This is a genomic window from Leifsonia sp. SIMBA_070 (genome assembly GCF_046534635.1).
Lineage (GTDB): Bacteria > Actinomycetota > Actinomycetes > Actinomycetales > Microbacteriaceae > Leifsonia.
In genome coordinates this window covers 2,246,865-2,258,849 of the sequence record NZ_JAWRYK010000001.1, presented here as the reverse complement: position 1 = coordinate 2,258,849, position 11,985 = coordinate 2,246,865, and the positions used below count along the sequence as shown (strand labels likewise).

Annotated in this window: 7 protein-coding genes and 1 tRNA gene; 4 read left to right on the top strand and 4 right to left on the bottom strand. The window is 71.3% G+C overall.

Annotated elements, in window-relative coordinates:
- Positions 1–39 precede the first annotated feature (39 nt).
- Positions 40–975, top strand: coding sequence for a 4-(cytidine 5'-diphospho)-2-C-methyl-D-erythritol kinase (locus SB754_RS10625; protein ID WP_410782288.1), 936 nt, complete (start codon positions 40–42; stop codon positions 973–975).
- A 162-nt stretch (positions 976–1,137) separates the two neighbouring features.
- Here the strand turns inward: SB754_RS10625 and SB754_RS10620 are convergent, their stop codons facing one another.
- Positions 1,138–3,987, bottom strand: a complete 2,850-nt coding sequence (locus tag SB754_RS10620) for an AAA family ATPase (protein WP_410782287.1) — start codon at positions 3,985–3,987, stop codon at positions 1,138–1,140.
- Between the two features lie 124 nt (positions 3,988–4,111).
- Complete coding sequence (locus SB754_RS10615) at positions 4,112–5,908, bottom strand: ABC-F family ATP-binding cassette domain-containing protein (RefSeq protein WP_410782286.1); 1,797 nt, start codon at positions 5,906–5,908, stop codon at positions 4,112–4,114.
- Positions 5,909–6,075: 167 nt separating this feature from the next.
- On the opposite strand from SB754_RS10615, the gene SB754_RS10610 reads away from it, so the two are divergent.
- Positions 6,076–6,936, top strand: coding sequence for an Abi family protein (locus SB754_RS10610; protein WP_410782285.1), 861 nt, complete (start codon positions 6,076–6,078; stop codon positions 6,934–6,936).
- 40 nt (positions 6,937–6,976) lie between these two features.
- Positions 6,977–8,632 (top strand): acyl-CoA dehydrogenase family protein, encoded by a 1,656-nt coding sequence (locus SB754_RS10605; RefSeq protein WP_410782284.1) that lies wholly within the window; start codon positions 6,977–6,979, stop codon positions 8,630–8,632.
- 118 nt (positions 8,633–8,750) lie between these two features.
- Here SB754_RS10605 and SB754_RS10600 read toward each other — a convergent pair whose 3' ends face one another.
- Positions 8,751–11,249 carry a CDP-glycerol glycerophosphotransferase family protein gene (locus SB754_RS10600; protein WP_410782283.1) on the bottom strand — a complete coding sequence of 833 codons (2,499 nt, stop codon included), beginning with the start codon at positions 11,247–11,249 and terminating at the stop codon, positions 8,751–8,753.
- A gap of 73 nt (positions 11,250–11,322) precedes the next feature.
- Positions 11,323–11,826, bottom strand: coding sequence for a MarR family winged helix-turn-helix transcriptional regulator (locus SB754_RS10595; RefSeq protein ID WP_410782282.1), 504 nt, complete (start codon positions 11,824–11,826; stop codon positions 11,323–11,325).
- A gap of 68 nt (positions 11,827–11,894) precedes the next feature.
- Between SB754_RS10595 and SB754_RS10590 the strand changes: the two genes are divergently transcribed.
- Positions 11,895–11,966, top strand: a tRNA-Gln gene (locus tag SB754_RS10590).
- Positions 11,967–11,985 lie beyond the last annotated feature (19 nt).

The following is an 11,985-nucleotide window of genomic DNA, read 5'->3' as shown; positions in this document are numbered from 1 at the left end:
CGCACAGCGGCCGGGCCGCCGGGTGTGTAGGTTGGAAGCATGGTGGACGGGTGGGACGTTGACAGCGTGCACGTTCGCGCTCCCGGCAAGATCAACGTCTTCATGCGCGTCGGCGCCGTCATGGAGGACGGCTACCACGACGTCGCGACCGCGTACCAGGCCGTCTCCCTGTACGAAGACGTCCGCGCGTACGCGGCGGACGACTTCTCGGTCAGCTTCGCGGGCAGCGTCGACACGAGCACCGTCCCCGTCGACGGCTCGAACCTGGCGATCAAGGCGGCCCGGTTGCTGGCCAAGCGCACCGGGTTCAGCGGCGGCGTCCGGCTGGAGATCGACAAGCACGTGCCCGTCGCCGGTGGCATGGGCGGCGGATCGGCCGACGCAGCGGCCGCCCTGGTCGCCTGCGACGCCCTCTGGGGCACGGACGTCGGGCGCGAGGAGCTCCTCGGCCTGGCCGCGCGGCTCGGCGCCGACGTCCCGTTCGCGCTCGTCGGCGGAACGGCGATCGGCACCGGGCGGGGCGACCAGCTGAGCCCGGCGCTCGCGACGGGCCAGTTCCAGTGGGTCCTCGCGCTGCCGGAGGGCCAGCTCAGCACTCCGCTCGTCTACAGCGAGCTGGATCGCCACCGCGAGCGCCACGCGCACGACATCGCCCCGGCGCAGCTCACGCCCACCGTCGACTCCGCCGTCCTGCAGGCGCTGCGTGCCGGCGAGCCGGCCATGCTCGCCGAAGCGCTCACCAACGACCTGCAGGCGCCGGCCATCCACCTCGTCCCGGAGATCGCGGACGTCATCGAGCTGGGCGAGATGAACGGCGCGTTGGCCGGAATCGTGTCCGGTTCCGGCCCGACGGTCGCATTCCTGACGTCGGACCTCGACTCCGCGCTCGACCTGCAGATCGCGCTGAGCGCGGCCCGGGTGCGCGCGGTCCGGGCGACCGGACCGGTCCACGGCGCGCGCATCGTCGGAGACTGAGCGAGGCGGGAGCAGTCCCGAGGATGCCCGGCCGGCAGCCGACGTCGGGTTGAGACGATTCGTCGAATGCGGGAAACGTATCCGTCTGCTGGGCCGGGCATCCCAGGAGTCCTCACACTACCCAGGCCGTTTCCGACCTTCGCCACCCCGCGGTCGAAACCGTCAAGACTTGACGGGTCTCCTCCGCGAGAGGGTCCGCAGGTCGCGCCGGGAGCGCAGCCCGAGCTTCGACAGGATGTTGCGGACGTGGAAGTTCACGGTCGTCACCGAGACGTAGAGCCGCTCGGCGATCTCCTTGTTGGTCATCCCGGCCGCGAGCGCGTGGGCCACCTGACGCTCGCGCGTGGTCAGCGTGGCGAGCGGGTCGGCCGTCGGGGTCTGCACAGCCGTCTCGTCGAGCAGGTGAACGCAGCGGCCCAGGTACCCGGAGGCGCCGAGAGCCCGGAACGTGGCCGCCGCTGCGTCCAGCAGTTCACGGGCGTCCGCGGTCTGACGGAGTGACACCGCGACCCGGCCGGCGTCCAGCGCCGCCACGGCGCGCGGGAACGGGAACCGGTCCGCGGCGGGTTCGTCGACGGCGGACCGGTACGCGGCGAGCGCCACCGATTCCCGTCCTTCCGCTTCCAGCACGCGACCCTCCAGCCAGCGGAGCGACCCGTAGTACGGCCGCCACATCCCCGGAGCAGCGCATCGCTCGTAGGCGGACCGCGCCTCCTCAGCGCGGCCCAACGTCGCCAGCGCATCCACACGGTAGGTCAGCCAGCCGAGTGTCGAGCCGCGGGAGGCGGCGGCCTCCGCCCGCTCGGTCGCGGCCAGTTGCTCCTCAGGACGGCCGAGGGCGCGCGCCAGCTCCGCCTGCGCGAGGTAGGGCAGGTCGCCGTCGTAGGAGCCGGTGATCCGCGGGTCCGCCTGGGCCGCCGCCCGGAGTCGCTCGTCGACGGCCTCCGCCTCGCCGCGGCCCGCGCGCACCAGCGCCGAGGTCCAGAGGGCGAGCGGCCAGCAGGAGAGGTCTGTCTCGTCGAGTGCCAGCGCGACGGCCGTGTCGGCGAGGGTGACCGACTCCTCCCACTCGCCGGTGAGGTAGAGGATGTGCGCATACATCGTGCGCGCGAATCCCGCCGTCCAGCTGGTGGGGAACCGCCGCACGAGGTCATTGGCCCTCGCCAGATCGGCGCGGGTCCGCTCGATGTCGCCGCTCAGGATGAACACCCGCGACCGGCTGACCAGCGCATCCACCGCGGCGGGGGACTCGTGGCCGACGACCAGCTCGTCGAGCTCGGCAGCGAGCGGTGCGAACAGCTCCGATCGGCGTGCGTGCGCCGCGGAGTTGACGGCCCAGCCGAGCACCCGGGTCAGGTCGTCCAGCGGCGCCGCGAGCCAGCGGAGCGCCGGGTCGGCGACCTCGGACGGGTCGGGACTCTCCGCGATGTGCGCCCGTGCGGCATCCAGGTGGTCGAGGACCGCGGGGAAATCGCCCATCGCCATCAGCACCTTGGCGAGCGCCTCCGCCGCGTGCGATCGCAGCGCCCGTTCGTCCGGTGTCGTCGCCGGCCGGCTCTCGAACTGCAGCGCGAGCGCCAGCGCGCCGGGGATGTCGCCGGACAGCGTCCTCAGCTCCAGGAGGACGGCGTCGCGGGTCGGTGACGGCTTCATGGCCTCGAAGGCGGGCCGGAGTTCGAGGATGCGCTCGTGCATCCGGAAGCGCATGGCGATCAGGCCCAGCTCACGGAGGGCACGGTCCGCCTCCGCGCCGGACGCCAGGTCGACGGCGGAGCGGGCGTAGCTGAGCGCCTGCTCGGCCTGGCCGAGATCGGACACCGTCAGGGCCGCCACGAGCAGCTCGTCGACCAGGGTCGGGTCGGTGCGGTCGGCGGCCTCCACCCGGTGACGGAGGGCACGGTGACCGGACAGCACCTCGGCGGCGACCCGGTGGATGGCGACCCGGCGGTCCAGCGGAACCTCGGCCGCGAGGGCGTCGGCGAGGATCGCGTGCGCCGGCTCCACCCGGAGCACGCCGTCGCGCGTCTCGGCGAGCACGAGGCCGCGCGCCACGGCGCCGTGGACGTCGACGTCGGCGCCGAGCTGTCCGGCGATCGTCCCGACGACCGGCATCGGCAGCGGATCCCGCAGCACGGCCACCAGCTCTGCGGCCGCCCGCACGGGAGGGAGGGTGCCCTTCAAGGATGCGGAGATCGCCGAGGAGAGCGGGGTGATGGCCGTGGCCGGGAGGTCCCAGCCCGCCGGGTGCAGCGCCTGCGCGAACGTCTCGCTCAGCTGCCCGAGCAGCACGCTGAGGAGCAGCGGGGAGCCCTGCGTCGCCTCGGTGAGGCGGGTGGCGGTGCGGCGCGACACCGGATGGCCGAGGAAGTGACGGGCCAGCTCCTGCGTGTCGCCCACGGTCAGCGGTGCGAGGTCGATCCTGGCGTGGTTGGCGGTCGTTGCTGCGACGTCGTCGAACAGCGCGGTCAACGGGCTCTGCTGCGGACGCGTCGCGGCGAGGAACAGGAAGCGCTGGTCGATCAGCCGCCGCACCAGGAAGCGCAGCGCGCGAGCGGAGGGCTCATCCACCCACTGTGCGTCGTCCACGATGAGGCAGACGGGTCCGTCGAAGGCGTCGATCGCGTCGAGCAGGAGGCGGCCGACCGTGAGCGGGTCGTCCCCGGGCTCCGGGGGACGGATGGCGGCGCGCGCTCCGCCGGCGCCTGCGCTCCGGCCTCCGCCGGCGCTGGCGGTGCCACGCCGAAGACCGTTCAGCCCGCGGACGAGAGTCTCGACCGTCGCGTACGCGAGGTCGGACTCGAACGAGTCCGCGTGGACCCGGAGCACCGTCCACCCCTCCAGCCGCTGCGCGACATCGGCCAGGAGGGAGGTCTTGCCGAGCCCCGCCTCCCCGGTCACCAGGAGGGCGCCGCCGTGATCGCGGGCGCGGTGGGCGACGAGCAGCATCGTCTCACGGGCGCGATCCCGTCCGAACAGGGGCCGCTCGTTCACGGCCCGCCTCTGGTCACTCACGTGCCGCTCCTGTCCCCATCGGCCGCGTCGGGTCGGGTACGCGACCGATCCTCAGGATCATCGCACAGGGAGGCGGTGCTTTCGTTCCCCAGTCCGGGGGTGCGGCCAGCCCGGTCTGCCCGGGTCAGCCCTCCAGCTGCTCCGACAGTTCGAGCCAGCGGGTCTCGAGATCCGCGATCTCGCCTTCGAGTGCCCGCAGCTCGTCGGTGAGCCGGCCGAGGCCGACGTAGTCGCTCTGGTCGTGGCGGGCCAGCTCGTCGTGCTTGGCCGCCACCTGGCCGGTGACTTTGGCGAGGCGCCGGTCGAGGGCGGTGAGCTCCTTCTCGGCCGCGCGCAGGGCGGCGCCGGCCAGCGCGGGGGCGGCTGTAATGCCCGCCGTCGCGGGGGAGCTGCCGCCGACCGTGCCCTCCGCCGCGCTCTGCGCCTTCCGCAGCCGCAGGTACTCGTCCACGCCGCCGGGCAGGTGCCGCAGCCGTCCCTCCAGCACCGCGTACTGCTGGTCGGTGACGCGCTCGAGCAGGTACCGGTCGTGCGAGACCACGAGCAGGGTCCCCGGCCAGGAGTCGAGCAGGTCCTCCATCGCGGCCAGCATGTCGGTGTCGAGGTCGTTCGTCGGCTCGTCCATGATGAGCACGTTCGGCTCGTCGAGCAGGATGAGCAGCAGCTGGAGGCGCCGCTTCTGACCGCCGGAGAGGTCCTTCACCGGGGTGGAGAGCTGCGCGTTGGTGAAGCCGAGCCGCTCCAGCAACTGCCCGGGGGAGACCTCCTTGCCGCCGGCCAGGTAGGTGGACTTCTTGCCGGCCACGACGGCGCTGACCCGCTCGTCGGCGATGTCGTCGAGCTCGGAGAGCTGCTGCGTCAGGGTCGCGATCCGCACCGTCTTGCCGCGCTTGACGCGCCCGGAGTCCGGTTGCACGGTCCCGGCCACGAGGCCCAGGAGGGTCGACTTGCCCGCGCCGTTCACCCCGAGGATGCCGGTGCGCTCGCCGGGGGCGATCCGCCACTCGATGTCGCGCAGCACGGTCTTCGGCGGGTACGAGACGGACACGTCGAGCAGATCGACGACATCCTTGCCGAGACGGGACGTGGCGAGGGTGGTCAGCTCGACCGTGTCGCGGGGCGGCGGCTCGTCGGCGATCAAGTCTGCTGCGGCATCCATCCGGAACTTCGGCTTCGAGGTGCGTGCCGGCGCGCCGCGACGGAGCCAGGCGAGCTCTTTGCGCATCAGATTCTGGCGCTTCGTCTCGGCGACCGAAGCCATCCGGTCGCGCTCCACCCGCTGCAGCACGTACGCCGCGTAGCCGCCCTCGAACGGCTCGACGATCCCGTCGTGCACCTCCCAGGTCGCCGTCGACACTTCGTCCAGGAACCACCGGTCGTGCGTCACGACGACGAGCGCGCCGGAACCTGCGGCCCAGCGGGACTTCAGGTGCTGGGCGAGCCAGGCGACACCCTCCAGGTCGAGGTGGTTGGTCGGCTCGTCGAGGAAGAGGATGTCGTGGTCGTGCACCAGCAGGGCCGCCAGGGCGACGCGCCGGCGCTGACCGCCGGACAGCTCGCCGATCGTCGCATCCCAGGGGATGTCGGACACCAGTCCGGCGAGCACGTCGCGGACGCGCGGGTCGCCGGCCCACAGGTGCTCTTCGCGGTCCTCCACGATGGCCCGGCCGACCGTCAGCTGCTCCGGCAGCTCGTCGCGCTGGTCCAGCATCCCGACCGTGACGCTGCGCCGCCGGGTGACCCGTCCGGAGTCCGGCTCCAAGCTCCCGGCGAGCAGGTGCAGCAGCGTCGACTTGCCGTCGCCGTTGCGCCCGACGACGCCGATGCGGTCCCCCTCCGCGATACCGAGGGTGACGGAGTCGAAGACGGTTCGCGTCGGGTACTCCAGGTGCAGCGCTTCGGCGCCGAGCAGGTGAGCCATGAGACTCCCCAGCCTACCGGCGGCGGCCGCAGGCTGACCGCTTCTCCCATCCCCGCCGGCCCCGACTGCTAGTGTTTTGCTATCAGCGCCCCTCCAAGGCTCGAGCCACTGGCTTCCTCACATGCGGGGGGCCTTTTTCTGTCCACTATGGCCCCTAGCATCGTCGCGTGCTGAAGCCCTTCCTCACCCTCGACCATCAAGTCATCCTTCTGCGCTCCCGGGGCCTTCACATCGGCGACCCGGACGAGGCGGCGGCTCTGCTTCACCGGCTGAACTACTACCGGGTCAGTGGGTACGGGCGACAATTCCAACGCGCGCCATCTCGCGGAGACGACCGTTTCGACACAGGGAGCTCGTTGAGCCGCATCCAGGAGATGGCCGAGCTGGACGCGCAGCTGCGCGCCCTCCTCACCGAGGCATTGGTCGAGATCGAGATCGGCGTGCGTTCGAGATTCGCCTATGAAGCCGGGCGTGAATCGGGTCCGTACGCCTTCTATCTCGACGAAGCGTCGTATCTCGACATCACACCGGGGCTGCGGGGTCATATCGCCAAGATCGAACGGGAGCTGTCACGCCCGAGGCTCCGCACCGTGCAGCGATATCGCGTGGGTGACGACCTTTCCGCGGTTCCGATCTGGGTCGCCATCGAGCACATGACCTTCGGTGCGTTGGCCAAAACGCTCTGGTATCTGGCGACGCCCGTGCCCGCGCTCCGGACCGCCGACGCCCTCGGCGTGCAGCGGAGCGGGTTCGGTTCCACTGTGCACAGCTTCGCGGTGCTGCGAAACGTCTGTTCCCATCATGGGCAACTGTGGCATCGGTCGTTCGACGTCATGTTCTCCACTCTCGCCAAGGAGAAGAGACGTGAATCGCCGCACGCGCCGGCGAGCACCTACAGCGGTATCGTCGCTGCCAAGCGTTTTCTCAGGGCAATGGGACGCGACGACGACTGGAGCGAACGCGTGGATGCCCTTCTCGCTTCCGACCCTGGCTTCCGAGAAGGGATCCTGCTCCCGCAACCCCGGTGAGACCCGCGGCGTCGCTGTGCGGCCGCACTAGACTCCCGCCATGGTCACCCACACCGTCGTGAACCAGCCCCCTCCGCGCGTCGACGTCGACGAGTTCTCGGCGCACGCAGCGCTGCGGGAGGGGGTGGAGCGGTACGACGCCGGGTGGGCGACCGGGGCGCTCGGCGAGGTCGGGAGGCTGGTCGGGTCCGCCGCGTTCCAGCGGGATGCGGAGCTCGCCACCCTCCACGAACCGCAGCTCCGCGCGTTCGACCGGTGGGGCAACCGGATCGACGAGGTCGAGTACGACGACGGGTACCACCGGGTGATCGCCGCCGCCGTGGCGGCCGGCGCGCACACCTCGGCCTGGGCGGAGCCGCGCCCAGGCGCCAACGTCGCCCGCGCGGCCGCGTTCATGCTGTTCGCCCAGGTCGAATCCGGACACGCCTGCCCGGTGTCGATGACGCACGCCGCTGTTCCGGCTCTCGCCGCCTCCGATGCGCTCGCCTCCGAGTGGATGCCGCGCCTCCTCAGTCGCGAGTACGACGGCACTCTACGGGCGGGCAAGAGCTCTGCGCTGTTCGGGATGGCGATGACCGAGAAGCAGGGCGGCTCCGACGTGCGGGCGAACACCACGCGCGCGCTCTCCGATGGCGACGGCCGGTGGCTGATCACCGGGCACAAGTGGTTCTGCTCCGCTCCCATGTCTGACGCCTTCCTCGTGCTCGCGCAGACGGCGGTGGGGCTCTCCTGCTTCCTCGTGCCGCGGGTGCTGGAGGACGGCTCACGCAACGTGTTCCTCATCCAGCGGCTGAAGGACAAGCTCGGCAACCGCTCCAACGCCTCCAGCGAGGTCGAGTTCGACGGGACGGTCGGTTACCTGCTGGGGGAGGAGGGGCGGGGCGTCCGAACCATCCTCGAGATGGTGAACCGCACCCGGCTGGACTGCGTGTACGGCAGCGCGGCCGGGATGCGGCAGGCGGTCGCCGAGGCGGCCTGGCATGTCCGGCACCGGTCGGCCTTCGGTGCGCGACTGGTCGACCAGCCGGCTATGACCGCCGTGCTCGCCGACCTGGCGCTCGAGTCGGAGGCGGCGACTGCGGTCGCGCTGCGGCTGGCGCGGGCGCACGACGTGGACGCGCCGGACGCGGACGTGGCATTCCGCCGGCTGGCCACCGCCGTGACCAAGTACTGGGTCTGCAAGCGCGGGCCCGGGCACGCGTACGAGGCGCTGGAATGTCTCGGCGGCAACGGCTATACGGAGGCGTTCCCGCTGGCCCGGCGGTACCGCGAGCAGCCGGTGATGGCGATCTGGGAGGGCTCGGGCAACGTGATCGCGCTCGACGTGCTGCGCGCGCTGCGGAGGGAGCCGGCGGCCTGGGACGCGTTCGACGCCGAGCTCGCGCTGGCCCGCGGGGTCTACCGCACGTTCGACGCCCACCACGACCGCCTGCGCGCCCGGGTGGCGTCGTGCGTAGCGGGCGACGCCGGCGACGTCGGCGAAGCGTCGACTTCTGCCGGGGCTGCCGCCGAGGCCTCCGTCCGGCCTCTCGTCGCCTCGCTGGCGCTCGCCCTCCAGGCCTCGCTGCTGATCCGTGACGCCTCCGACGCCGTCGCCGACGCATTCGTCGCCGCCCGCCTCGGCCCCGAGCGGGGCTCCCTCTTCGGCGAGCTGCCCTCCGGCCTCGACCTCCGCGCCCTCGTCGCTCGCGCCTGACCCCCACTGCCCACCGTCGAGTCCACGATTTCTGCACGCGACACGCCGTGCGCGCGTGCAAAAAGTGCGGACTCGACGGCGGGGCGGTGGGGCGGCGGGGCGGTGGGGCGGGGGCGGGTCAGAGGGGGGTGGCGCCGATGGCTCGGTAGAACTCGGCGACGGCCTTGCGGTTGTAGGCGTGCGGGTCGAAGTGGCTGTCGGGGACGTCGCCGGCGAGGAAGGCGCGTAAGCCGTCGGCGACGCCGTCCACCGTCTGCGGGACGACCAGGCCGCTGCCCTCGGGGAGGGCGTTCTTCGCCGAGGCGAACTCGACCGTGATGATCGGCAGCTCCAGCACCAGGGCCTCCAGGAGCACCATCGGCTGGCCCTCGTAGTCGCTGGAGAGCACGAAGCAGTCGGCCTTCGCCATGATCGCGTGCGGGTTGCGCTGCATGCCGGTGAGGAACACCGATCCGGTCAGCCCCAGCTCGGCGACCAGGCCCTCCAACTCGGCGGCCAGCGGTCCGGAGCCGACGATGACCAGCCGGGTCCGCGGGTTCTCCGAGTGGACGGCGGCGAACGCCCGGATGAGGCGCGCCTGGTTCTTCTCCGGCGACAGCCGCCCGACGTTGACGAAGGTCGTCACGTCGTCCTCCGCGAGCAGCAGTTCCGCCCAGTCCGGGATGCTCCCGACCTCCTCGTCGAAGGTCAGCTCGTGGAGGTCGGCCGCCGCGTTCTCGAGGATGTGGTCCGCGTCGACCGTGTTGAGCGCCGACACGAACTTCGCAGGCTGAGCGTATTCGGCGAGCGACGCGCGGTTGATCTCGGACAGCGTCGGCGACACGGACACCAGGTGGTCGTACTGCCGGTACAGCGTGAAGATCTGCGTGAGGCTGTGCAGCATCCGCTTCTCGCCGTTCACCTCGCGGTGCGCGTCGGAGGCGAGGTCGTTGTGCAGCCAGATCGCCCGCTGTGCGTCGGGGGAGTGCAGCAGCAGCGTCGCCCAGAACGGACCGTAGCCGGAGAAGTCGACCACGTAGTCGAAGCGGCTCTCGCCGAAGCAGCGGTACCACTCGTCGTCCCAGAGCCGGTTCTGCGCCGGGATGTCGGCGTGCTGCGCGATGCGGCCCCTCCGGAAGTCGAGGTGCCGGGCGAGGTGGAGCAGCTTCGCGCCGTTCATCCCGCCGACCCGGGGGAATTGCCGGACGGCGGGATGGATCTGCTGCTGCTTCCCGATGATGACCCGGGAGCGGCTCTGGGCGAAGAACGCCGAGACGTCGTACCGGTCGTGGTCGATGTTGTTGAGCAGGTTCAGCGCGGAGGTGGTGATGCCGTTGGGGCGCATGCCGCCCAGGTAGAGCAGCACCTTCTCGCGGCCGTCGTCGGCGAGGTCGGTGCGCAACCGGTAGCCGTCGCGGACCCCGCGGAAGACGATGTCCACGACCCGGCCGGACGCTCCTCCGTCTTCGTACGGGGTGAAGCGGCGCTGCATGTCGAGGTACCGATCGCGCGACTCGACGGGAACCGCATCGTCGTTCTCGGCCATGGTGTGCAGCTCGTCGCCGACCTCCCGCGCCGACATCAGCACGGGCCCGGGCCACTCGTCCGGCTCGAAGTAGAGGCCCCGCGTTCCCGCGTAGTCGGCCAGGTCGGGCGTGAAGAACACGATCGGCCGGCCGGTCTGCAGGAAGTCGAAGAAGATGCTCGAGTAGTCGGAGATCAGGATGTCGGTCGCACCCAGGACAAGGTTGGTCGGGATCTCGTTGGGCACCAGCATCCGGGCGAGCTCCGGCCGGTGGGCGGCGAGCGCGTGGACGGACTGGTGCGTCTTCAGCAGGACGGCGTACCGGCTAGTGTCGATGCGCTCCTCGATCTGGCCGATGTGCGCGAGCAGCGCATCCAGGTCGTCCTCCGGGCGCCCGAACGTCTGGCCCTTCCAAGTCGGGGCGTACAGGACGATCTTGCGGTCGCCGAGCGGGATGCCCGCCGCGACGAGCCGACGGCGAACGTCGTCACGCCCGGCGTCGTCGAGGAACTGCCGGTCGATGCGCGGGTAGCCCTCCTCGACGAGGGTGCCGCGGTAGACACCGGTCAGCTTGTAGCCGGTCTCGTACATCTGCTCGGACATGAAGGGGTTCGCCGAGAGCAGGTAGTCCGCCTGCACGAAGTTGCGGATGATGTTGGCGGTGCCGAGCGCGCCGTCGGCGATGTCGTAGCCCATCCGCTTCAGCGGCGTGCCGTGCCAGGTGTTCAGGTAGACCTGGCCGGGCCGCTTGGAGAAGTCCGGCGGGAAGGTGGCGTTGTTCACCAGGTACTGGCTGGTCGCGAGCGCCCGGTAGTACGCCGCGGAGCCGTAGCGGACGAAGCTCACCCGCTGGTCGCCGGCGAACTCCTCGACGGCGGCGCGGTACTGGTGGAGGTCGGAGAGCGCCCAGATGTGGGTGAGGTGCCCGAGGTCGGGCGCGGCGAGCAGCTCCCGGAAGACCGCCTCCGGGTTGTCGAGCATCCCGTTGCCGGAGAACGACTCGTAGAGCACGGAGCCCTGCACGATCGGCTGGCGGCGCCAGTGCGCGTGGATCTCGTAGCGCGCCGCACGCTTGACCCGGGACGGGAGTCGCTTCAGTCGGGAGAGTCTCATCGCTCCCGATTTTATGAGAGCGGCATAACGGCCACCTGGGAGCCCGGTATGCGGCGGCTACGAGCAGGACCGATCAGCCCTCGGCGTCGAAGCCGAGGCTGAGCTTGCGGAGCAGCGCGGCGAGCCGTTCGGCGTCGGCGGCGGAAAGCCCCTCCAGCAGTTCGGCCTCCGCGTCCACCAGGCGGGTGATCGCCGCATCCACCCGGGTGAGGCCCTGCGCGGTCATCTGCACGAGGATGCCGCGGCCGTCGTTCGGGTCGGTGCGGCGCTCGACCAGGCCGCGGGCGACCAGCCGGTCGATGCGGTTCGTCATCGTTCCGGAGGAGACGAGGGTCTGCTGCAGGAGGGACTTCGGGCTCAGCTGGTACGGCGCGCCAGCGCGGCGCAATGCGGCCAGCACGTCGAACTCCCAGGAGTCGAGGTCCGACCGCTCGAAGGCGCCGCGGCGCGCGCGGTCGAGGTGGCGGGAGAGCCGGTCGACTCGGGACAGCACCTGCAGCGGCGCGAAGTCGAGGTCCGGCCGCTCGCGCAGCCAGGCGTCGACGATGCGGTCCACCTCGTCACGTGCGTCGGCCATCCCCCCATGCTATTGGGGGATCGGGCGGGGACCGTCTGGCAGACTGTCATCTGCGCGAAAGCGTGTGTTCCGCCTTGGTGTAATGGCAGCACGACAGCCTTTGGAGCTGTTAGGTCCAGGTTCGAGTCCTGGAGGCGGAGCGAATCGACGGCCCCGACC

Bases quoted from the DNA above. Each gene is read 5' to 3' on its own strand.
- SB754_RS10625 (WP_410782288.1), top strand. From the start codon at position 40: ATGGTGGACGGGTGGGACGTTGACAGCGTGCACGTTCGCGCTCCCGGC.
- SB754_RS10615 (WP_410782286.1), bottom strand. From the start codon at position 5,908: ATGGCTCACCTGCTCGGCGCCGAAGCGCTGCACCTGGAGTACCCGACG.
- SB754_RS10605 (WP_410782284.1), top strand. From the start codon at position 6,977: ATGGTCACCCACACCGTCGTGAACCAGCCCCCTCCGCGCGTCGACGTC.
- SB754_RS10600 (WP_410782283.1), bottom strand. From the start codon at position 11,249: ATGAGACTCTCCCGACTGAAGCGACTCCCGTCCCGGGTCAAGCGTGCG.
- SB754_RS10595 (WP_410782282.1), bottom strand. From the start codon at position 11,826: ATGGCCGACGCACGTGACGAGGTGGACCGCATCGTCGACGCCTGGCTG.